Source organism: Pseudomonas sp. UBA5568 (genome assembly GCF_002425525.1).
In the GTDB taxonomy this organism is placed as follows: Bacteria; Pseudomonadota; Gammaproteobacteria; order Pseudomonadales; family Pseudomonadaceae; genus Aquipseudomonas; species Aquipseudomonas fulva.
Genome location: NZ_DIMK01000059.1, coordinates 18609 through 40351, shown reverse-complemented (window position 1 = coordinate 40351; position 21743 = coordinate 18609). Strand labels below are relative to the sequence as shown.

General features: G+C 56.2%; 17 protein-coding genes. 11 read left to right on the top strand and 6 right to left on the bottom strand.

The annotated features are described in order from the left end of the window. The first annotated feature begins 214 nt into the window (after positions 1 to 214). Together B2S33_RS19960 and B2S33_RS19955 are read left to right on the top strand one after the other, a co-directional pair. The gene (locus B2S33_RS19960; protein ID WP_023534529.1) at positions 215 to 907 is read left to right on the top strand and encodes a bacteriorhodopsin; all 693 of its coding nucleotides are present in this window, start codon (positions 215 to 217) and stop codon (positions 905 to 907) included. A gap of 2 nt (positions 908 to 909) precedes the next feature. Beyond that, positions 910 to 1746 (top strand): beta-carotene 15,15'-dioxygenase, Brp/Blh family, encoded by an 837-nt coding sequence (locus B2S33_RS19955; RefSeq protein WP_288650955.1) that lies wholly within the window; start codon positions 910 to 912, stop codon positions 1744 to 1746. A gap of 43 nt (positions 1747 to 1789) precedes the next feature. Here B2S33_RS19955 and B2S33_RS19950 read toward each other — a convergent pair whose 3' ends face one another. Continuing rightward, positions 1790 to 2053, bottom strand: coding sequence for a DUF3077 domain-containing protein (locus tag B2S33_RS19950; RefSeq protein WP_132579213.1), 264 nt, complete (start codon positions 2051 to 2053; stop codon positions 1790 to 1792). 88 nt (positions 2054 to 2141) lie between these two features. Further along, positions 2142 to 2384: a hypothetical protein gene (locus B2S33_RS19945; RefSeq protein ID WP_023534516.1), complete on the bottom strand. Its 243-nt coding sequence runs from the start codon at positions 2382 to 2384 to the stop codon at positions 2142 to 2144. 817 nt (positions 2385 to 3201) lie between these two features. Here B2S33_RS19945 and B2S33_RS19940 point away from each other — a divergent pair. The 3 genes from B2S33_RS19940 to B2S33_RS19930 are packed head-to-tail and all read left to right on the top strand — an operon-like array spanning position 3202 to position 8525. Further along, positions 3202 to 5391, top strand: coding sequence for a sugar kinase (locus B2S33_RS19940; protein WP_288650953.1), 2190 nt, complete (start codon positions 3202 to 3204; stop codon positions 5389 to 5391). Position 5392: 1 nt separating this feature from the next. Next, the gene (locus B2S33_RS19935; RefSeq protein ID WP_288650952.1) at positions 5393 to 7345 is read left to right on the top strand and encodes a hypothetical protein; all 1953 of its coding nucleotides are present in this window, start codon (positions 5393 to 5395) and stop codon (positions 7343 to 7345) included. A 55-nt stretch (positions 7346 to 7400) separates the two neighbouring features. Next, positions 7401 to 8525, top strand: a complete 1125-nt coding sequence (locus tag B2S33_RS19930; protein ID WP_288650950.1) for a hypothetical protein — start codon at positions 7401 to 7403, stop codon at positions 8523 to 8525. 296 nt (positions 8526 to 8821) lie between these two features. Here the strand turns inward: B2S33_RS19930 and B2S33_RS19925 are convergent, their stop codons facing one another. Continuing rightward, positions 8822 to 9319, bottom strand: coding sequence for a hypothetical protein (locus B2S33_RS19925; protein WP_288650948.1), 498 nt, complete (start codon positions 9317 to 9319; stop codon positions 8822 to 8824). Positions 9320 to 9680: 361 nt separating this feature from the next. On the opposite strand from B2S33_RS19925, the gene B2S33_RS19920 reads away from it, so the two are divergent. Both B2S33_RS19920 and B2S33_RS19915 read left to right on the top strand, forming a co-directional pair. Further along, positions 9681 to 11978 carry an AAA family ATPase gene (locus tag B2S33_RS19920; protein WP_288650947.1) on the top strand — a complete coding sequence of 766 codons (2298 nt, stop codon included), beginning with the start codon at positions 9681 to 9683 and terminating at the stop codon, positions 11976 to 11978. Further along, entirely contained in the window at positions 11975 to 13279 is a 1305-nt protein-coding gene (locus B2S33_RS19915) for an McrC family protein (protein WP_288650946.1), read from the top strand. Before B2S33_RS19920 ends, B2S33_RS19915 begins: the two co-directional genes overlap by 4 nt. Here B2S33_RS19915 and B2S33_RS19910 read toward each other — a convergent pair. After that, on the bottom strand, positions 13269 to 14051 hold the full coding sequence (locus B2S33_RS19910; protein WP_288650945.1) for a nuclease-related domain-containing protein: 783 nt from the start codon (positions 14049 to 14051) through the stop codon (positions 13269 to 13271). The genes B2S33_RS19915 and B2S33_RS19910 overlap by 11 nt on opposite strands. Before the next feature lie 236 nt (positions 14052 to 14287). On the opposite strand from B2S33_RS19910, the gene B2S33_RS19905 reads away from it, so the two are divergent. Further along, positions 14288 to 15289 (top strand): restriction endonuclease, encoded by a 1002-nt coding sequence (locus B2S33_RS19905; protein WP_059183404.1) that lies wholly within the window; start codon positions 14288 to 14290, stop codon positions 15287 to 15289. Positions 15290 to 15436: 147 nt separating this feature from the next. On the opposite strand, the gene B2S33_RS19900 is transcribed toward B2S33_RS19905, so the two are convergent. Together B2S33_RS19900 and B2S33_RS19895 are read right to left on the bottom strand one after the other, a co-directional pair. Beyond that, on the bottom strand, positions 15437 to 15700 hold the full coding sequence (locus tag B2S33_RS19900) for a DUF3077 domain-containing protein (RefSeq protein ID WP_288650944.1): 264 nt from the start codon (positions 15698 to 15700) through the stop codon (positions 15437 to 15439). 87 nt (positions 15701 to 15787) lie between these two features. Next, positions 15788 to 16030, bottom strand: a complete 243-nt coding sequence (locus B2S33_RS19895) for a hypothetical protein (RefSeq protein ID WP_288650943.1) — start codon at positions 16028 to 16030, stop codon at positions 15788 to 15790. A gap of 681 nt (positions 16031 to 16711) precedes the next feature. Here B2S33_RS19895 and B2S33_RS19890 point away from each other — a divergent pair. Genes B2S33_RS19890 through brxC form a run of 3 tightly spaced genes read left to right on the top strand, consistent with a single transcriptional unit; the run spans position 16712 to position 21743 of the window. Beyond that, complete coding sequence (locus B2S33_RS19890) at positions 16712 to 17497, top strand: DUF1819 family protein (protein ID WP_288650942.1); 786 nt, start codon at positions 16712 to 16714, stop codon at positions 17495 to 17497. Further along, complete coding sequence (locus tag B2S33_RS19885) at positions 17488 to 18066, top strand: DUF1788 domain-containing protein (RefSeq protein ID WP_288650941.1); 579 nt, start codon at positions 17488 to 17490, stop codon at positions 18064 to 18066. Before B2S33_RS19890 ends, B2S33_RS19885 begins: the two co-directional genes overlap by 10 nt. Before the next feature lie 14 nt (positions 18067 to 18080). Further along, a complete protein-coding gene (gene brxC, locus B2S33_RS19880) occupies positions 18081 to 21743 on the top strand; it encodes a BREX system P-loop protein BrxC (RefSeq protein WP_288650940.1) in 3663 nt (1220 codons plus the stop codon).

Genomic DNA, 21743 nt, shown 5'->3' with positions numbered 1-21743 from the left:
TGGGGCCGCTTCGCAGCCCATCGCGGCGCGAGGCCGCTCCCACAGTAGTGGATCGCGTGACCTGGAAAAGATCTCAACCGACCCCCGAAACATTTTGAACCAAAAATCTCACCCCCCTCTCCATCCGTAAACGAAGCGGCTAAATAAACCGCGGCGAACCCCGGCATCCCCTTGCATGCACCCGGGCCTTTTACTGCTGGTAGCGGAGCCTCAAATGATCCAAACCCCCTTGCTGATCGGTTTCATCGTCATGGCCCTGGCATCACTGGCCATCTACATCAAAGGCGCACATTACGGCCCGCTTCTGGGCCACACCCTCATCCACGCCGCCGTCCCCTTCATCGCCGCCACCGCCTACCTGTGCATGTACCTGGGCGTTGGCAACCTGATCAAAGTCGACGGCAGTGTCACCTACCTGGCCCGCTACGTGGACTGGGCCTTCACCACCCCACTGCTGTTGGCCGGCGTCGTCAGCTCCGCTTACTACGGCACCCGCGACCTGTACGGCAAAAGCGGCTACATCACCGCCATCGTCACCCTCGACGTCATCATGATCGTCACCGGCCTGATCGCCTCCCTGGCCCCCTACGGCGTGATCAAGTGGGTGTTCTTCGCCTGGTCCTGCGCCGCCTTTGCCGGCGTGTTGTACCTGCTGTGGAAACCCGTCGCCAGCATCGCCAGCCAACAACCCGGCGTCAGCCCCGCCTACCGCCGCAACGTAGGCTTTCTCACCGTGCTGTGGCTGATCTACCCCGTGGTCTTCGCCGTCGGCCCAGAAGGCTTCTGGGCCGTGAGCGACGCCACCACCGTGTGGGTATTCCTGGTGCTCGACGTGCTGGCCAAGGTCGTCTACGCCTTCACCTCGGAGCGTAACCTGCGCGCCGTGCCGGTAGGCCGAGGCTACTGAGCATGACCTGCACAGGGCGCAGCTGGCGCGCCCTTGTGGGGCTGGCGATAGCGGCCAGCCTTGCAGGCGGGCTGGCACCGCTGGCTTACGTGCTGCTGGTCGGGCTCGGGCTTGGCCTGCTGCATGGGGCAAGCGACCTGTACCTGATCGAGCACGGGCAGCGCAGGCGCTTTGTGCTCAGTTACCTGGGCGTGGCCATCGTGTGCGCCCTGGTCTGGCAAGTGGCGGGAGCGCTGGCGCTTACCGCCTTTTTATTGCTGTCGGTTTGGCACTTCGCCCATGAGGACGACGTGTTCCAGCGGCGGCATGAGCAGATTGCGCTGGGGCTGTTCATCCTGGGCGGGCCTGCGGTGCTGCACAGTGACGCAGTAGCCCAGTTGCTCAACCTGGCGATGGCGGCCGGTGCATCCTCTGCCTTGGGTGGATGGCTGGCGGTGACGCTGGCGTGTGCCGGGCTGATTGCGTTCGGTGTATTGCTGATGAGTGCCTGGCAACAGCGTGACCTACGGCTGGCGCTGACCTTGCTGCTGGTGGTGGTAACCCCGCCGCTGATCGGGTTTGCGCTCGGGTTCTACCTGCTGCATGCCGAACCCCAAACCCGTGTGCGTGAGCGCATGGTAGGTGCCTTGTCGATGGGCGACTACCTGCATCGCACCTGGCCAGTGCTCTTCGGGGCAGGGGTGTTTGCCCTGGTGGGTGGGGCTGTGTTCTGGCAGCAGGAGCAGACCGGCATTCGGGCGCTGTTCGTGGTGCTGGCGGCGTTTGCACTGCCGCATATGGTGGTGTTGCCGCGTTTTCTTTCGGGGCGCGCAGTGCCCCAGGTGCCGGGCCCGGTTTGACCTGATGACAGCCCCGGCGCGCAGGTGCGCCGGGGGACCGGCGTCAGCGCATCAAGCCCAGTTCAGCGTCGTCCAGCAGGGCTTTGCCGAGTGCGCAGAGGTAGTGGGCGGCCCAGATCAGTTTGGGTTTGTCTTCCATCAAGCCTTCGAGGGTGAGGTCGCGGGCGTAGCCCATCAATTCCGAAGCTTGTTCGCGGGCGTGTTGGCAGGGGATGCCGGGCTCGATGCGGAACAGGGCGTGGGTGTGGTTTTCGCCTTGGTAGAAGACGGTTTGGCCTGGGGTGCAGGGGGTGTGTGCGGTGGACATGGGTGTGGCTCCCTGAAGTTTTTTGGGCTGGCTGTTTTTGTGCTGCGGCTGGGTTACTGCCGTTTTGATTGAGCCAGGGGCTTGAGGGCTAGTGCGTGGGGTGTCGCGAGGGAGGGTGGTGGATTTGCAGGAGGGCGGATTCCAGCAGGCGGCGCAGGGATTCGAGCTCGTGCATGGAGGCCATGATCAGGGGGGCTGCCGGGGAGCGGGGCTGCGTGAGGAGGGCTTGTTGGGCCACGGCTTCGGCGCAGAGGGCGTAGTCGGCGGCTAGGGTTAGGGTGTCTTCTAGCGTGGCGGGTGGAGGTGGTGGATCCGGGACGATCTTCAGCATGTTCTGGTCCTCAGTGGAGCGACCAACGCTTGCTGTCAAACAAGTGGTGGCAGCTGTGCATGGGTTGACAGACCGGTGAAGACCAAACCGGCGCACACGAGGTGCCCCACACACAGCCGCCATAGGCAATCCGCGTGTTTGGTCGTCATCAGCCTGTCAAAGCTAGTCGTTGATGTGCAACAACGTGCTGAGACTAAGGGGGCGGAAAAACGACCGCAATGGGAAAGGTGGGTTGGGAGTATCTTTGGGAAATGGACTACAGGGAAGGAAAAAAATCTGAAAGTTTGGGGTTGTTTTAGACGTACTGGTTATTGGTGTGCCAGAGCTTTAGCGCTGCGATTTATGCGGGGTTATGCGGCGGCAACTGCGTTTAGCCAGGAGGGTGGCAGCTCTACGTGGGTTAGCCGACCGGGACGTCAGGCACCCGGCGCACCCAAGGTGCCCCGCGCAAAGCCGCCATAAAACGGCACGGCGAGACTGCCGTGTGTTCTCAGGGTGTGCAATGAGGAATCGGCCTGGCCAGTGTCTTTGGGAAGTCACCTACAGGGAAGACACTCTGATTCTTTTTTATGGATAGATCGATAAGATTCAAGTGGCCGCGAAGCCGGCCGATAAGGTCGTTAGGGCTAGCTCGCCTCGGATGCTTAACTTGTCAAGCCAAGCGGACCAGAACACAGGGAGTTGTGTAAGAGTTGTCACTTCCTCCTCGGCTCCACGTTAACCGCTAATACCCGAACGTTTTAAGAAGCATTCCTGACAGCATTGCATCAAGTGCCGCTGCGGCGCGGCAACAACTCTATCGAACGAGGAAACGACAGTGACCCTGCAGTCCCCTGAAGTCCTGCTTGAAAGCCTGAATGACGCGCTACGTCACCTGCGCGGAGCTTGCACTGTTCTGAGTAATGAGGAAATCGATGACAGGTTGCTTGAGGTCATGCGACGACTGCTACTTGCACAGGTGATGGGCGATACCTGGATCGTAGCGGTTGGTGGCTCCCAAGGTGCAGGGAAGACCACCTTGATGGCCTGCTTGTATGGCTTACTTGAAGCTGAATACAAATGGCTTGAAGGCAACGAAGGACGAGGCGAGAAGATGCCCGTGCTGGTGCTGGAACAAGACGGTTTACAGCACGTACAGGGCTTTGTACGTCGGTTAGTGAAAGATGACTGGCTCAACAGCTTCATTCTGAAAGACGTCGAGATTGGTGTTGCCGAATTTCAGCGCGTAATCAGTGACCCTGCTGCGGGTGACTTGCTCCCCGTACTAAAGGTCCCGCGTCGTTATTTTACCCGTGACAATCAGGCATGGTTGCTGTTGCCAGGTTATGAAAAACAGGACCGTGATAACCGTGGCTGGCAGGAGCTAATGCGCCAAGCCATGGTCGCCGCAGGGGGTTGCATCGTGGTCACCGATAAAACCCGCATGGCCAACCAGCAGCAGGTCGAGATTGTGAAAGACATGCTCGAAGGTGAATTGGCAGGCCTGCGGCCCTTTGTAGTGGTTACCAAAACAGAAGACAGCCGTGAAGACCTGGTGGAGCGCCAGCAGCTTCGTGATAGCGCGCAGGCAACGTTCCAGATTCCTGTCGAGGCAGCGGAGCATCACATAATCCTGACAGGCACCGATGACCCGACCTATATCGAGCAATGGATGCCGCACCTGAAGCGCGCGATCCGAGACCTCAACTTCACCGGGGAGGCTAACCGTCATCTGCAAATGAGCGATCTCTCGGAGCTAGTTGGTAAGGATCTGACGCGAGTCTTGAACCTGATTCGCAGCAAGTCGCGATTGTATTTCAGCAGTGATACGGAAACCGACGGTGGTGAAGTATTGCAAGAGGTACTTGAGGTGTTTGATGATGCCGCTGAAGCTTTGCGTGCCGAACATCTGGATGTGGTAAGTAAACTTGCAAATCAAGCGCTCATCGCTGCAAGTGACACGCTCGACAAGGAACTGAGAGATAACCACGAAGGTTTTGGAAACTGGTTGTCGAACGCGTTTGACACCACCAGTGAAACCAAGATGAAACTGCAGCATGTCGTACAAGCTGCCTGGGGCAGCGGCGCCTCCGAGCTTTTCACCCAGTATGCGGGCGAACTGGCTCAGCTCACTGGTCGCAAACTAGGTCGGGTAAACGCAGCGCCTAGCGCCAGCAGCCCAAAGACGCTGGTGGCGCTTGAACAATCACGCTCGCTGATCCAAGTGGGTTACATGCACCCGTCTGGGCAGATGGTGAGCTTTAAGAAGCTAACCCCTGAAGTCGCAAGCGATGTTCGACTAATGCTTGGCCACCACTCGCAAGAGGATCTCCAAAGGCACCAGGCGTGCAGCAAGGGTCTACGTGAAAGCGTAGAACTTCTTCCTGCGATTTCGCTAGAGTACACCCGACTGCTATACGCCATGCCACATGCTATCGGGCTTCACGAGGGCCAGCATGCAGGAGGTGTTGTATCAGCGAAAAATATGGTGGAAGAGGGCGTGGATAGCCTGAAAGCCAGCGTTGAAGTTGGCAAAACCGCGATTCGCTCGCTCGCCACCGTTATGGCTGTAGACGTCGTCAGCGATGGCAAAGCCGATATCCTCGCCACACTATTCGGCAAGGCAGTGCCGGCAAGTGATGGTTCTCCTACTATCGTACCCACTACCCTTCATCCGGCCGCAGTCGCAGCCACTGCGGTTGTGGCTGCAGCCTACCTGACGACCGCTGCCGTGACGCGGCTGCGCACCTTCGAAAAAGCTGCAAGTGCCCAGGCACACAACATGTTGCACAGTGTGCATGATGCTCACGTCGCGCATTTGCGTAAGCAGTTTGATAGTACGATGGCCGCAGCAAGAGCCCGAGTTCGTGAGGCAGTGCGCGCCCGTTACAAAATGGACGAGGCCCTGATGCGAAAGGACCGCCTAGCTCAGTCTCTGGCCGCTGTCGTTTCGTTGACGAGCGACCTTCGGCATGACTTGGACGCTTCTGCTGCAGGCCTGCAGCTATTCGCCACCGAGCGGACCTGAAATGCCATCGAGCCCGGCGCTGGAGTATTGGCACGGCTTGCAGGTGCATCAGCCAGAGTGGGCGCTGCGCGCCTACTCCCGGCTAGTGCAGACGCTAAGCAAGGACGTCCAGCAACGTCTACAAACCAAAGACTCGGAAGCCGAACCGTATGTGGTGGTGTTCGGTAAAACCCAGGTGGGCAAAACCACGCTGTTACTAGACCTGATGGGCATTGTTCCGGCCCACCTCGGAAGGATTTCGAAGGTACTACGCGGCGGCCGCGACGCGGGTCAGTCGGCCACTGCTACTACTATGGAGTATTGCCGTTCGACCAGTGAGCGTTGGGGCTTGGCCCGCAAGGGCGAAACCCGCTGGTTTGAGCGAGACGAGGACATGACCCGAGCCTTGGGAGCATTGCGCGCACAAATGGAGCGCGGCCAGCTCAAGGCCGAGACAGCACCCTGTGTAGTACACGTTCCTAAAAGCTGCTTCCTGGCGGGTGCCCAAGGGACTAATGTGCGGATGCTGGACCTGCCTGGTGACAATCCAGCCAACGAGGAAGAACAGCGCCACGTGCACTTGATGGCGAAAACCTACCTACCCTTTGCGGATCTCATACTACTGGTAGGTAAAGGCGATGACCTCGGTTTCCTGCGACCCGGGGCGATCACGCTACCGGGCATCGAAGATTGGCAATCCATGCCTTACCGATTTCGCATCGTCACGACATATTCATACTTTCCAAAATCTGTGAAGGATATCTTGCGAAAAGAGCCTGATGTCGATGCAGCACAGGTACGTCAGCGGTTGATCGAACAGGTGGAGCGATTCGGTAGGCTAAGTGAACCCGCCCGGGAGGCGCGGCTGTATTTTCCACTCGAGTTCGGCAGCAGTTGGCAGCAAACGCAAAAAGATGAACCGCTGCTGCATTCGCGTCTGGCGCCAATCATCAATGCTTTGCGCGACGAGCTTCTTGATCAGATCGTCAGTAGTACTACGCCCATGGGGCGCTTGCGGAGCACGCTCGATACCCATATCAGTGTGCGCTATATCCAGCAGAAGAAGACCAGAGCCATTGATGAGGTTCTTGAAGCGCTTGAAACGCGCAGGAAAGCTTCGGAAACCGAAGTCCGCGAATGGGCGTCCCGCGTTAAGAGTTCGCAGCGCAGCTTGAAAAAGATTTCTGAGCTGCTGGCTGAGAAGCCTGCTGAACAGAGTTTGGCGGCAATCAACCAGGCTGCCGATGTCTTGCGGTACGACCGTAACTGCAGGCTTAGGCCCAGAGCAGGCGGAGCCGAAAACCGTCAAACACTGTATGAGTTGATCAGGAACTATCGTCAGACGCTGACAAGCATGCAGTTGGAGATTCAGCCGGGCAAATGCCCGCTCTCTTTCTGGCGCCAAGTGCGCACGAGTTTCAAGGCGCCTGACTCGAAAGTGATTGAGGCCGCTATCATTAACGACTTCGGGCCGATCCGACAGAAACTGAACGACTATTGGTGGGATACCTACTTCTCGTCTGACAACTACCACGAAGACCTCGAGCGCGTGCGCGTCGCCGGTGATGATGCGCGAGTGAACTTAGTCGCTCTCTGGCACCAGCAGTGGTTGTTGGCATTGCGGAGTGCAGAGCGAATGGTTCTTCAAGAGGCCAAGGAGGCCCAGGTCCAGGCGGCAATTTATGAACAAGAATACCAGCAGGCAGTAGTACGACATGGCGTGCTTGAGCAGGGCATCGTCGACAAGCGCGCCGAGCGTAAGCGTATCGAGCAGAGCTCGAAAGAGGATATTGAGCGTTGCGAGCGCTTTGTCGGCTTACTTGGCGAAGAATACGGCGCTGCGCTGAATGAAAGGTATGACGACGCGTTGGCCGAGCATGATGACAGTGAGGCTTTGCTTCGGCTGTTCTCTTGCCTGGCGCTGAGTCAGCAGTACCACGACTTCGTTGCGTACAACCAGCGGTCGGACGGCTAATTGCGCCCTATGTGGTCTGTGCACTTCATTCAATGCTCTAGATGAGAACCCTATCTTGAATAAGCAAACCCAGGAAAAAGAAAAAAGCCTCACCGAGTTGATGTTGAGGATTTTCAAGGAACCTCTAAAACCCTTGGGTGAGTCGGTGCATGGCCTGGGGCTTGATCTGTCCGAGATCAAAGCGGAGCTAGAGCTGATAAGTGGGAGCTTTGCCGAGGGACTTAAAAAGAGTGATACCGCAGCCAGGCAAAGAAGCAAGGACACTCAGGACGCATTGAGCGCTATACGCGACGAGCAGGGTGAAGGCGTGGCGACCGTCCAGAGCTGCATTGCCGAACATGCCCAGGTTGGGACTAAGGCGTTGGAGGTGCAGCTGAATGAAAGTCGTATGGCGTTGGCGCAAAGCGAGCGTCATTTGCTTGATGCCATTGCCTGCGTGAGTGAGGACCAACGTGGTGCTTCGCACAACCTAGGTGTCCTGGCTTCGCAGCTGGGTGAACTTTCTGGCGAGTTCAAGAAAAATAATGACGCAGCCAGAGTGAGAAGCACCGAAACATTGAGCACGCTGCAAAGGCTACGTGATGAGCAGGCCGGGCAGTTGGGGAGCCTCACCGAGCACGCCCAAGCCCAGGACGTACGTTTGGGTGAGATCATCTTGGCGTTAGCGCAAAGCGAGCGACATGTGCTCGATGCCGTAGCCCGTGTTGAAGAGGACCAACGCAATGCTACGCATAGCTTCACCGTGCTATGCATGCAACTCAGTGACAATCGTACAGCACTGGACAACGCGCTCTTGCAGCTGGGAACCGGCATTGCCAATGCCTGCGGCGGCATCGCGTCTGATTTGAAAGCTGCAGTAGCTGAAACCGACCAGCGCCTTGAGAAGCAGTACAAAGCCTCTCGAGCGGTGCACCATGCGTTGCTCAGCGGCATGAAAGGCGCCGCAGAAAGCATGCAATCTTTGATGGCCGAAAACTTGAGAGCCCAGAGTACCCTGCGCGAGTCTATGACCGGTGACCGAGCGGGGATAATCGATGCGTTGAACCAGTATGCGGAAGCTCTTAACGCCCGGCTTGACCAGAGCCAAGCCAAGCTTCGTCATTTGACGATTACTATGGGTCTATTTGTCACCGCGACGCTTGCCTACCTGGGGTATGAGCTGCTGGGAAGGGCGCTTTGATCCTGCGCCGTTGTGCGGAACGTTATCCTGTCGCCGGCGGTGAGGCGGGCATTCCCCATTAAATAGGCTTGCCGCTCCGTCTGGCCTAAAAATTGAGGGCTGGAAAGATAACCATCGTTTACCAATAGCCAGGCCATTGGTGATCTTGCATTTCGTCGGCTCTAGCCCGCCCCAATGGTTGGACGGGAAAGGCCCTGCGTTCACTACTGTCCCCTCGGCTGTCTGAACCTCCAGAACGGCATTCCACAACGAGAGCCGTGGTGCCTCGAGCATTGGGTCCAGCCACAGAAGATGAGTCACGTTGGTTTTGGAGCTTCCCTCTGGCCCGTTGATGAGTTGCCCCTGATAGCCAACTCCAACAACCAATGACCCTCGCCGCCCGGCCAATCCACGCCGATGATCGTGGAGTATCCAGCACTCACTGCTGCGACCAAATCAGTGACAAGCGAGCGCGTTGTGCCACTAAGTTTTTTCAGGCTGAGTTGGTTGCGGAAACATTCTAGTAACGAGTCCAGGTCGTACTCGTTGTTGCCGCAGTTGATTAGCCCACCGAACTCGACCAGCCGGTTATGAAGTTTCCCTAACCGGGTACGGCCGTCTTGCAGTCCCATGTAACTCGCTTCATAGCGAGCAACAGTACCATTGGCTACCAGCGCCATCATCAAGCTGTAAGGACCGGACGCCCCGTTGAGATCCCCTTGGCGGAAGTGCACCGCCTCGCCAGCTTCGTTGACCGGCCCTGTAGGGGAGAGGGAGAGCTGGGGCATTACGTTTATTATCACGTTCAAAGGCATGCGTCCGATGCTGGGGCGAGCGGCCGGTGTGGTTGGTCAAACGCGAGGAAATAGTTGAAAGTAGCGACGAGTGATGGCTAATTGCCCTATGTCTGTCGAGTATGAAACACTGGGTGCAGACTTCAGCGCATCATGCCCCGTTTGGCGTCACCCAGCAGGAACTTGCTTTGAGACTGATCAACAATGCTGGGGACGCCGGACAATCATCGTGCGCCGTACATCGATCCTTCTCGGGGCTTGCAAACCTATTACAGCCTAGAAGACAAACCATCATATGGGCTCGGGGCGGAGTGTTATCGAGCCTGGTCACATTGACTTCGGCCAAGCCCGTTTGACGCTCAAAAAATACTGGAGTGCACCTGTGAGTCATGCGCAAGGAAAGCTGTTTAAAGTCTGGTTAACCGATACCGGAAAATCACCGAATACCGCCAATGGCTACCGTTCTGCCCTCAATACCATCAATCACCACCTGGGACGTGACGTGCTGCTGATCACGGACGTGGATGAGTTGACGATGCTCTACCAGCAATACGGCCCAGGCGGTGAATTTGCGGAGATTGGTGCGAGCAACAGCAACAACGTGCAGAGTGGGCTAAAGCAGTGGCTTGAGTATCAGCGACAGCTTTCGCGAGGTGCAATTGCGGGCTATGCCGATCAGCGTGTGATTCAGCTTCTGGATAAAGGCACCGTTGAGGAGCAAGCGTGGGTCTGGATGTTGCTCACGTGTTTCCGTGAACGCTACCCACAGGCTGATCACTGGACGGTTAACATCACCCCAGCGGATATCCGGATTGGCGTGCGTGAGCAAAACAGTCTGAAAGGAAAACCTGCATTCACCCTTTACTGGTATGGAGGTGAAATATGCTGTTCACTTCGCGGAGTCGCGGATCATCGGGCGCTGATGGATGCGCAAGAAGAAGGCTGGGAAATCAGCGCGCAACGCTGTCCCACTCAAGCTGATGTAGAGGCTTGGATGAAAACCGTTGACAAGGTACTTGAGAACCGACAATTACCATTGAAGGGGAGTGGGTTGGTACCTAGTGACTATGGCCAGGCTGAACCAGAAGGCCCGGAGGCTGTTATCGACTTGTCGGCAACCAAGCCCCCGCTCAATCAAATATTGTTCGGCCCGCCCGGTACCGGCAAAACGTACGCCACTATCAACCAGGCATTGGCAATTCTTGCGCCCGAGTTCCTGGCGCAGAACACCGGCAACTCTCCTGAAGCTCGCCAGCGGTTGAAAGCCGAGTTCGAGCGCTTTGCTTCTGCGGGGCGCGTGCGCTTCGTCACTTTCCATCAGAGCTTTAGCTATGAAGACTTTGTCGAGGGCATCCGCGCGGATTCAGACAGTGAAACGGGGCAGTTGCGTTACCCCATAGAAGCTGGTGTATTCAAGCGGATCTGCGACGACGCCAAGACGCAGCCGGTTGCAGACTTGGGAGTTCGTCCCAACGCCGCTATCTGGAAAATTTCCATCGATGGCTCTGGCACGTCGCCCAGCAAAAACTACTGCCTGACGCACGGCGAGGCTCGCATTGGATGGGGCCAAAGCGGGGACTTAAGTGAAGACTACGAAGCCAATGACTATTACCAGGGCCTGGGCTCAGGCGACAAAGGCACACTCCACTATTTCGCTGAGCAAATTGCAGTTGGGGACATTCTGTTATGTATCCAGTCGGCCGAGAAGGTCGGCGCCATTGGAGTAGTGACCAGCGAGTACCGGTATGAAGCCAAAGTGCCTGATGGGGTAAACCCTCACTATCGGCATGTGCGCTCAGTGCGTTGGCTTTATCGGGACATCAACCTGTCCATACTGCCCATCAACGATGGCCGTCAGTTCACGTTGAAAACCGTCTATGCGATGAACCGCTTCACTTGGGCGGACTTGCTGACTTACCTGCAGCACGAAGGTGTTAAAGCCGTCGAACCCTCAGTATCCGCCTCGCCAGTGGACACGCCTTATGTGCTCATCATCGATGAGATCAACCGAGGCAATGTGTCGCGTATTTTCGGTGAACTGATCACCCTGATCGAGCCATCCAAGCGCGATGGTGCGGATGAAGCGCTCAGCCTGCAACTGCCCTATTCGAAGAAGCCGTTTACCGTGCCTCAGAATGTGCACATCATCGGCACCATGAATACCGCAGACCGTTCGCTAGCCGGGCTCGACATCGCGTTGCGCCGCCGCTTTGTGTTCAGAGAAATGTTGCCAGAACCACATTTGCTGGATGGCACTACGGTCGAGGGGGTGAATATTGGCCAGTTGTTGAGGGTAATGAACCAGCGTATTGAAGTGCTGCTCGATCGCGAGCACTGCTTGGGGCACGCCTACTTTATGCCATTGATCAACGGCGGCACGCTGGCCCAGTTAGAGCTGATTTTCCGCAATCAAGTACTGCCGCTGTTGCAGGAGTACTTCTTTGAAGATTGGCAACGCATCCAATGGGTATTGAACGACCACCGTAAACCCGTCTCCGATTGTTTCGTGCTGCGCGAAACCCAGAATTTTCTGGCGCTATTTGGCGACAAGGTACCTGCGCAGGACCAAGTGTGGCGTATCAACCCACTAGCGTTCAGTCGACCTACGGCTTATGCCGGGGTGATCAGTACCCATGCTGGCACTCAGGATGCCATTTCCCCGGAGGAGCAATCGGCGTGAGCACGAACGTTATCGTTCGGGAGTACGCCAGGCTTACCACGGCGCCGGTGCCGCCGGGCAACCTGGATTGCGCGCACATCTCGGAAACGGCGTTCGACTGGCTGTGCGACCTCAGCGCAAGCTTCAACCGCGCTGGCGCTACCCTGCTGCAGGTCGAGGGCCGGCAGTCGCTTAAATGGGACAGCTATGTGGGCGTTATCGAAACTCCCTGCGGCACTCGGCTTGAAATACTGCCCAAGCATTTCGAACAAGGTGACTGCGTGGTCAAGAGTCGCACGCTGTTACGGAAGTTGATTCAAGCCGCGCTGTTTTTAAAGACACGGCAGGTATCAGTTACGGCGCTGGAATTGTTCGATGCACCGCTCACTGAATGGGTGATGGGGCAGTATCTGAATGAGCTGGATGCCTTAGTGAAACGCGGTATTCGTTTCGACTACACACGCGTCGAAGAGGAGCGACCCTTTTTGCGTGGCCAGCTCAATGTAGTGGCGCAGCTCCGCCAGCCCCCGGGCCGGCAGCACCAGTTTCAAGTGCGTCATGACGTCTATCTGCCGGACCGTGCGGAAAACCGGTTGCTGAAACTCGCATTGGAACAGGTCGCCAAGGTAACCCAACTGCCTGCCAACTGGCGTCTCGCCAACGAGCTGCGCGCCTTGTTAGCAGAGATACCTGCCAGCCGGCGCGTCGCACAGGATTTCCGCCTGTGGAGCCGTGATCGCCTGATGGCACATTACGGCGCCATCAGGCCCTGGTGCGAGCTGGTCTTGAACCAGCAGATGCCGGTTGCGGTGCAGGGCACTTGGCAAGGGGTGAGCTTGCTTTTCCCGATGGAGCGGTTGTTCGAGAACTATGTGCAGCAGTCGCTTGGTAAGCAGCTGAGGTCGGGTGTTGAGCTGACAGCGCAGACCTCACAAGCGGACCTCTGCCGTCATGGTGATAGAGGGATATTCCGGTTGAAGCCGGACTTGCTCATTGATACTGCCGAGCAACGCTGGGTGTTGGACACTAAGTGGAAACGCATTGATCAACGCAACGCTGAGCAGAACTACAATCTGAGCCAAAGTGATTTTTACCAACTGTTCGCGTACGGCCATAAATACCGTAACGGCGGAAGTGTGCCTAGACTGGTACTGATTTATCCATACTGGGCTGGTTTGCAGCGGGCGTTGCCAGTGTTTGATTACGGGGAAGGGCTGCAGTTGTGGGCGCTGCCGTTTGATTTGGAAGCCGGGTGCTTGGTTGATGCGGAGGTAGCGACTGTGCCGCTGGTGGGGAGAGCGCTTGGCGCGGTCAGGGGATAGCGTTGCTGGCTGCGGTTGCACGGGTGAACATGAGGCGGCGATGTAGTCCCGCCGATTCACTAGTAGTGTCACCTGTTTTGATAGTCCGCACCAGTAGCGCACTGCCGCATTTCGGACATTGCCTGTCGGCTGTGGGATCACTCCGTCGCTTCAGGTTCTCCACATGTTCGCGGTGCGTCGCAAGAGAAGGCGCCCGCCTTCCATCCAACAAGGTTTGCACCAGTGTATCGACTTCAGAGGCTGTGAATACGGGCTGTGTGAAGGACTTGATATACCGGATAAACCTACTGCCATGGGTGACATTTGGCGGCATTTCAGTTTTGAACGTGCTATCACCGACGAAGGTGATGATCGAGTGAAGGTGCTCAGGCGCCACCTCCAGGGTAGCTTCGAGGGCTTTCAGGTGTTTGTAGTTTTGGCGCAGCGGGTTCTGGAATTTGAACGTGCGCTTGAAGCGCTTTTGCGTCCATTGAGGTTGGCGCTCCGAACCAAAAATCCATCCCCTCATGTTTTTGGTTTCGAGTACGAAAATGCCGTACATAGACACGATGACGTGATCGATCTGCGTCGTGCCGTCTGGCGTGTCTAGGGTCACGTTATGTACGCGGTGATACGTTTTGTCATCCAGCTGTAGCCATATGAAAAAGCGCACGAGTAGCTCGCCGAGGTAGCCTTTGGCTGCTGGCGTTTTCAGTATGGAGATACAGATGACGAGCGGAATGAACCAGCTCAGTGTGCCCCAGTGCTGGCTGAGGAGGGTGGTGACGTCCATTTCTTAACCTTGTGAAGATCGGGATTGTGGTGCCTGGGTGTGACCCGTTTCCTGATTGGGTTGGACACCAGGCCTCCGCCGGGTAGGTCGAGCGCAGATGACACAGCGCAACCCGCCCGGCGGGGCTGCATTATAGAGTGATGGCCAATTAGTTGTACCTGCTGGAATTAGTGCGTTCACTTCCCACATACAGATTGCTAGAGTCCCCTCAAAACCAAGGTTAGGAAAACCTGCAGATGCCGACCATGTGGATGATCCGAGGCGACGGTGGACGCCTCTATGACGATTTCAGAGACCGCAACTTAGCTGCGATTGGCTGGGGGCAGTTTGCGATAGAGGCTAAGCCAGGGGTCTCGCGCAAAGCGCTGATTCAGGCTTACAAAAACCTCCAACCTGGCATCAAAGACGCCAGTGCTGTGTCAGGAGCCTCTCAGGTATTCCGATTCGTTAATGAAGTGAAAGCAGGTGATGCGGTGGTCACCTATTCACCTGCAAACAGGACCTATCTTGTTGGCCTGTTCGTGGGCGAATGCGTCTACCGAGCTGACCTAGCGGAAGACGGCATGTCACTAACGCGGGCCGTGGAGTGGTTCCCCCACGAGGTTGATAGGGACAAATTAACCAGTGCTAGCCGCAACAGCCTTGGCTCGACGTTGACGGTGTTCAACGTGGCGGAGGAGGCGCAGAAAGAGCTGCTAGCGCTTGCCAACGGGAAAGTGTTTTCTCCTACGCCAAAGGAAGCGATTGAAGACCCTGAGGCCCTGGAAGACCCCTTAAAAGGCGTCCAAGAGATTGCATTCGAACGCATTAAAGATCAGATCAACGGTTTGGACTGGTCAGAGATGCAAGAGCTGGTAGCAGGCATTTTGCGTGCGATGGGTTACAAAACGCTCGTATCTCCAGCAGGGGCTGACCGGGGCAAAGACATCATTGCCTCCCCTGACGGCTTCGGCTTCGAGCCCCCGCGCATCGTCGTCGAGGTTAAGCACCGTAGCGCGCGGATGGGCAGTAATGAGATTCGTAGCTTCCTAGGTGGACGTCACAAAGATGATCGCGGGCTCTATGTGAGTACAGGTGGATTCACTAAGGAAGCTTTGTACGAAGGGGAACGAGCTAATGTACATCTGACCATGTGGACCTTGGACGAGTTGGCTCGCACATTGATGGCGCATTACCCAGCTACTGATCCGGAAACCAAGCGTTTGGTGCCGCTGACGTATTTCTATGTGCCGGCGTGATGCGCCAGATTTGAAGGCGATAAGAAACGATTAAGGCTTAGGCTTGGATCGTTGAATTTCTTACGACTCTTTCAGAGCTCCTGCAAGCTTTAGCCACGAGCCGGACCCGGCGCTACAAGCAGACTCGTTTCGCCGGGATCCGGAGGCTCAGCGCATCAAGCCCAGTTCAGCGTCGTCCAGCAGGGCTTTGCCGAGTGCGCAGAGGTAGTGGGCGGCCCAGATCAGTTTGGGTTTGTCTTCCATCAAGCCTTCGAGGGTGAGGTCGCGGGCGTAGCCTATTAACTCCGAAGCCTGTTCGCGTGCGTGTTGGCAGGGAATGCCTGGCTCGATGCGGAACAGCGCGTGGGTGTTGTTTTCGCCTTGGTAGAAGACGGTTTGGCCTAGGGTGCAGGGGATGTCTGCGGTGGACATGGGTGTGGCTCCCTGAAGTTTTTGGGCTGGCTGTTTTTGAGCTGCGGCTGAGTTACTGCCGTTTTGATTGAGCCAGGGGCTTGAGGGTTAGTGCGTGGGGTGTCGCGAGGGAGGGTGATGGATTCGGAGGAGGGCGGATTCCAGCAGGCGGCGCAGGGATTCGAGCTCGTGCATGGAGGCCATGATCAGTGGGGCTGCCGGGGAGCGGGGCTGCATGAGGAGGGCTTGTTGGGCCACGGCTTCGGCGCAGAGGGCGTAGTCGGCGGCTAGGGTTAGGGTGTCTTCCAGGGTGGCGGGTGTGGGTGGTGGATCAGGGACGATTTTTAACATGAGTTGCTTCCGTTGCTGGGCCGACATCCGCCGCTGTCAAACGGTGGGTGGCAGCTGTACGTGGGTTGACAGACCGGCGGAAACAACAAGATCCGGCGCACGCAAGCGTGCCCGCACGTACAGCCGCCATAAGGGCGACCGCTTAGTTGTTTACCGCTGCGACCTGTCAAAGTCGTGTCGTTGGGTTGGCAACGACGAGGTGAGACTAGGACGCTGGGAAGGCTGACGCAACGGGAAACAGGGGAGGGGAGTATCTTTGGGAAATGGACTACAGGGAAGGGGGTAAGTCTGAGGTTTTGGGTGGGATGGGCTAATCCTGAGCGTGGTTGCATGGACGTCCGGCCTGTCGGATCGACGCTGTGTACCCAAATCTCAAGTGCCGACTGGCGCTCACAGATACATTGATATCGTAGGTTGCTGAGCCGGGGTGATCTGAGTTGTAGGCTTAGGTAGTTGATATGGTTGACAAATATTTTTTCATCAAGGTTGCCTGGATACCAACCGGAATACCGTGATAGCCAGTTCGATCGACATGCTTCACTGACTTGCAAGGTATTCCGAAAAATCGACTTATCTACAAGCGGCTCTCTGGACCGTTGGACCATTTTTGGTAGGCTTTGGCATTGCCGTCTGTGCGCGGGCGAAGGCCTACCTCACCGGCATGCGCTCTTGCGTGGTCTTATGTGGTCGCCTTCTTGGGGTAAGAAGGGCGACGACAATGATGCCAACTGCGATATCGAGCGTATCCTCGGGGCGGCCACTACCTGGCTTTCATGTACTCGCTCGGTGCTGCGCCATCTAGCGCTGGCGCTCAGTACGCTCAGCACTCAAAATATGTGCCTTGATGTAGTTTATGAGTTCGAAGCCCCTATGCGCCGCGTCTACCTGGCCAATTTCACCAAATGCTCATTGATCGTGCCTGAATCGCGGATTATCGCAGACCTTTTAGTGCAGGGGATAGAGGGTAGCGATTGGGACAAACATGTGCTCGACTTGAATGTGCTTCAAAAGCGCACAGTCAAAACCGCCGCGACCTACGCAGTCCTGGCGCGTTCACGCCTGCAAACGATGTCCAGGGGTCTATGGGAGTTGGTACGCGATGGAAGTGCTCCTGAAGCCACTCACGCCGTTCTTGCCGCTACGGTCAAGTTTTCGCCACTTTTCGGTGATTTCATGAGAACTGTGGTTCGTGACCAGTTCCGCCGATTCGGCACCCACCTGGACGCACGCTGTTGGGACGCTTACATCGAGGACAGCATGCGTTCGCAACCGAGCATGCCTACCCTCAGCGACTCCACACGGGTTAAGTTAAGGCAAAATGCCATGCGTATGCTGGCGGAGGCTGGCTTCATCGAAAGCACCCGAAGCCTGCGTCTACGCAGTCAGCAGATTGAACCAGCGGTTCTTAATTACTTACGTCAACACAATGAGCAATACGTGCTCGATTGCCTTCAGGTATGCCCTTGAACGACCTCGACGAACGTCTCAACAAAATCCTAGAGAAAGTCACCTCTGATGGCTTTCTCGGTGGCCAGGGCTTGGGTAACGAGGTGCCGTTTTATGCCTTCGATTATCTGCCGCAGGATGAAGAGAAGGTCCGCGAGCACACCAGGTTTCTTCAGGGGGCCATTGTAAAGCGCCGCCCAGAACTCAGGGTTGCTTTTATCAACCTGTTCGAACTGATGATCGAAATTCTGAAAAAACGCGGAAAATTGGAACTATCCATCGAGATGCAAGCCAAGAAAGGCGACGAGTACATGCTCAAGGCTCTCAAGGCACCACTTGATGCAGGCAAAGTCGCCAAAGAGCTTGTTGATCGTTACCCGCTAAGTGCCTTTGACCTGCTGGTCATCAATGGTGTCGGCAGCGCATACCCGCTGATTCGTACTCACAATCTACTGAATAACCTCCAGCCCTTGATGGGGGAGACCCCGCTGGTAGTGTTTTATCCCGGCCTCTATGATGGCCAATCGCTAAAGCTATTCGGGCAGATGGGCGAGAAGCCTTACTACCGTGCTTTCCGACTGGTGAGCTGAAAAGGATGTCCACTGTGCAAGTCAAAAGTCTGTTTACCCGCTCCATCCACCGTTCGATCAACGGCGTTATCAAGGCTGACCAGGATGACGCTGAGTCCGTCTGGCAGGAGCTGGATGAGTACGTCATCACTCGCGAGTTGGATCAACACCTGCGCAGCTTTTTTGAAAGCTATCTTGTAGCTCTGGATAACCCCCAGGGGGCGTCTGGGCGAGTAGGGGTGTGGATTTCTGGATTCTTCGGTTCGGGTAAATCACACTTCCTGAAAATTCTCTCCTACCTGCTGGAGAACAAGCAGGTCAGTAAAGACGGCGAAGTACGACAGGCCATCGATTTCTTTGAGCGCAAAATTGCTGACCCCATGCTGGCTGCTGACATCAAGCGCGCCATCGCCACCGACACTGATGTCCTGCTATTCAACATCGACAGTAAGGCCGACAGCACTGATGGTCGCGATGCCATCCTTCGCGTTTTTCTGAAGGTTTTCAACGAGCGCCTGGGCTTCTGCGGGGATCACCCGCACATCGCCCACATGGAGCGTCACCTGGATGACCTGGGCAAGTTTGCGCAGTTCAAAAAAGCATTCAATGAGGCTTCAGGCTCCACCTGGGAAGACGAGCGCGATGCTTATCACTTCCAGGTTGATGCACTGACAAGTGCACTTTCAAAAACCCTGGGTCAAGAGATCAAGGACGCCGATGCTTGGGTAGATAGGTTTGAAAGCGACTTCAGCCTCAATGTTGAAAGCTTTGCCAAGTGGGTGAAGGAGTACTTGGACAAGCGTGGGAAGGATCAGCGCATCGTCTTCCTGGTGGACGAAGTCGGCCAGTTCATTGGTCAAGACACTCACTTGATGCTCAGTCTGCAAACCATCACCGAGAACCTAGGTACCATCTGCGGTGGTCGTGCCTGGGTGTTGGTTACCTCGCAGGAGGATATCGATGCGGTGTTGGGTGAAGTCCGCGCTTCCAAGGCCAACGACTTCTCCAAAATTCAAGGCCGCTTCAAAACGCGCTTGTCGCTGTCCAGCGGTAACGTGGACGAAGTCATCCAGCGCCGTTTGCTGGATAAAGAGTCTGAGCCCAAAGATGCCCTGCGTAAGATTTACCGCCAGAAGGCCGATATCTTGCGTAACCAGCTCAGCTTCACCAACACAGGCCGAACCTATAAAGCATTCACCGACGAAGATAACTTCGCCGCGGTATATCCCTTTGTGCCGTATCAGTTCCAGCTCGTGCAGCGCATCTTTGAAAGCATCCGCAAAGCGGGTGCCACCGGTACCCACCTGGCCCGGGGTGAGCGCTCGCTGCTGGATGCCTTCCAGTCAGCTGCCAAGGCCGTTAGTGAAAACACTATCGGCGTCCTTGTACCACTTTACCGGTTCTATCCGTCCATCGAGGGCTTCCTTGAGGGCGTAGTCAAGTCGACTATTGACAACGCCGCCGGCAACCCAAGCCTCCAGGACTTTGACCCTCTGGTGCTAAAGACCCTGTTCCTCATCCGTTACGTCGATGAGATCAAAGGTAACGTCGATAATCTGATCACTCTGTTTATCGATGAGATCGATGCTGATCGCCAGGGCCTGCGCAAGCAGATCGAAGACAGCCTCCAGCGCTTAGAAAAGGAAACCCTGGTTAGCCGAAATGGTGATGACTTCTTTTTCCTGACTAACGAAGAGCGAGACATCAGTCGCGAGATCAAGGATGTAGAACTCACCAGTGCAGAGGAGGCTCGTGAACTGGGTGATTTGCTTTTCAGGGAGTCCCTGCGAGATCAGCGGAAGTTCCGTTTTGCCGACAATGGCAAAGATTTTGGGCTTAATCGACAGTGTGATTTGCACCCAATGGGTAATCGGGTCGACGGTGATTTGCTGATTTCAGTTATCAGCCCGTTAGTCGATGATTGCGATGCCTGGAATGAGCCGCGCTGCATTTTTGAGTCCAGCCAGGGCGAGGGTAGTGTACTTTTTCGGCTGGATGATGAGCGTGACTTGGCGAGGGAGCTCCGTCTATACATACAGACGGATCGTTATGTTGCGCGTAAGAATGACGGTACTCTGCCGCATAACACCAAGCGCATTCTTCAAGATCGCATGGAGGAAAACCGCCAGCGCCGTCAGCGTCTGAGTACCACTGTGGATCGTCTGCTGCGTGAGGCTGAGGTCTATGTAGCAGGCAACAAACTGGAGACCAAGGCTTCAAGCGCACCGATGTTAGTCGAAGAGGCGCTCGACTACCTGGTGCGTAATACCTTCAGCAAGCTCGGATACATCCAGCACCTTAGTAGCGATCCGCAGAAAGAAATTCAGGCGATACTGGCCACGCCGCAAACGCCAGGCCTTGGCTTGGAGAGCACAGGCGAGGCCAACCCACGTGCGCTCAAGGAGGTTAGCCAGCACATTGAACTGCTTGCCTCGCAGTCGCGCCGTATCGTCCTGCATGACCTAGCTGAGACCCATTACGGCCGTCGGCCTTACGGTTGGCCAGAGTGGGAAACCGTATTGCTGATCGTACGGTTGATACTGAAAGGCGAGGTCAGCCTGATCGGCAATGGTGGCCCTCTCGCTCTGCATCAAGTCTGGAGTGAAATCTCTACCCCGGCCCGCTGGCGCACCACTGAAATCCAGAAGCGCCAACAGGTCGGCTCTGGCGAGCTGCAAAAGGCCCGTCAGCTATTTAAAGAGGTATTTCAGAAGATCGCTCAGGATGGCGAGGACAACCTTTACGGTCTTCTGCAAAGCAGCCTGAATAGCTGGGACAGCGATTTCAAGCAGTGGCGCGCGTTGGCCCAAACCGGACAGTACCCTGGTCTGGATGACATCGACCAGGGGCTTAAGCTGATTGGCAAACTCAAAGCGGCGCCGGACAGTTTTGATGCCATCCAGTTGTTTCTCAAAGAGCGTAGTGCGCTGCTCGGCCTTTCTGACAACCATAGTGACCTGGATAACTTCTATAGCAGCCAGAAAGCCGCCTGGGACAAGCTGCGTGCCGCACAGGCCGACTTCCAGCCCAACCGCCCCAAGCTGGAGAAGGACGAAAAAGCCGCTCGTGCTCTGGCTCGTATCGACGAAATTTTCAATGCCAAGGCTCCCTTCAATCTGATTCGAGAAGGTGAGGGGCTGATCCAAACGATTAGTCAGATCAACGACGCCTTCCTCAACGAGGCCCGCGAGCGGGCGGATACCTGGCTGGATAAGCAGTTGGCCAAGGTCAATGAAGAATTGGATGCCCTTCAAGCCAGTGCTGATCAGCGCAATAAGAGCCTGCTGGCTCTGCAAAACCTTCGGCAGCGGATAATCAAACAGCGCAGCCTGGCTCATATCAGCCAAATGCAGGATGAAGCGCGCGACCTAGCGGATGCAGCTATCGATCATCTTCATTTTTTGGCTGAGCAAGCCGCTGCTAAAGCCAAAGCCGCAGCCAGCGCACCTGCACCAACGCCTGTTGTATCGGGTAGTGGTAATCCGGGTGTGCCAGTAGCCGAGCCTCCGGTGGGTAATTCGCCTGAGGCTGTTGTCGTGCCGGTCGTACCGGTCAAAAGGCGCAAGGTAGTGGATGCTCAATTGCTCGCAGGCTCTGGTTACATCGAGACCCAAGCCGATATCGAAAGCTTCCTCGCCAAATTGCGTGAAGAGCTGGAGCAGGCAATCGCTGATAATCAACGTGTTGAAATTCGCTAG

Excerpts from the sequence above, each read along its gene's own strand:
- B2S33_RS19945 (WP_023534516.1), bottom strand. The coding sequence starts at position 2,384 with ATGCTGAAGATCGTCCCGGATCCACCACCTCCACCCGCCACGCTAGAA.
- B2S33_RS19910 (WP_288650945.1), bottom strand. The coding sequence starts at position 14,051 with ATGGACGTCACCACCCTCCTCAGCCAGCACTGGGGCACACTGAGCTGG.
- B2S33_RS19955 (WP_288650955.1), top strand. The coding sequence starts at position 910 with ATGACCTGCACAGGGCGCAGCTGGCGCGCCCTTGTGGGGCTGGCGATA.
- B2S33_RS19905 (WP_059183404.1), top strand. The coding sequence starts at position 14,288 with ATGCCGACCATGTGGATGATCCGAGGCGACGGTGGACGCCTCTATGAC.
- B2S33_RS19950 (WP_132579213.1), bottom strand. The coding sequence starts at position 2,053 with ATGTCCACCGCACACACCCCCTGCACCCCAGGCCAAACCGTCTTCTAC.
- B2S33_RS19885 (WP_288650941.1), top strand. The coding sequence starts at position 17,488 with ATGCCCTTGAACGACCTCGACGAACGTCTCAACAAAATCCTAGAGAAA.
- B2S33_RS19935 (WP_288650952.1), top strand. The coding sequence starts at position 5,393 with ATGCCATCGAGCCCGGCGCTGGAGTATTGGCACGGCTTGCAGGTGCAT.
- B2S33_RS19925 (WP_288650948.1), bottom strand. The coding sequence starts at position 9,319 with ATGCCTTTGAACGTGATAATAAACGTAATGCCCCAGCTCTCCCTCTCC.
- B2S33_RS19900 (WP_288650944.1), bottom strand. The coding sequence starts at position 15,700 with ATGTCCACCGCAGACATCCCCTGCACCCTAGGCCAAACCGTCTTCTAC.
- B2S33_RS19960 (WP_023534529.1), top strand. The coding sequence starts at position 215 with ATGATCCAAACCCCCTTGCTGATCGGTTTCATCGTCATGGCCCTGGCA.
- B2S33_RS19890 (WP_288650942.1), top strand. The coding sequence starts at position 16,712 with ATGTGGTCGCCTTCTTGGGGTAAGAAGGGCGACGACAATGATGCCAAC.
- B2S33_RS19895 (WP_288650943.1), bottom strand. The coding sequence starts at position 16,030 with ATGTTAAAAATCGTCCCTGATCCACCACCCACACCCGCCACCCTGGAA.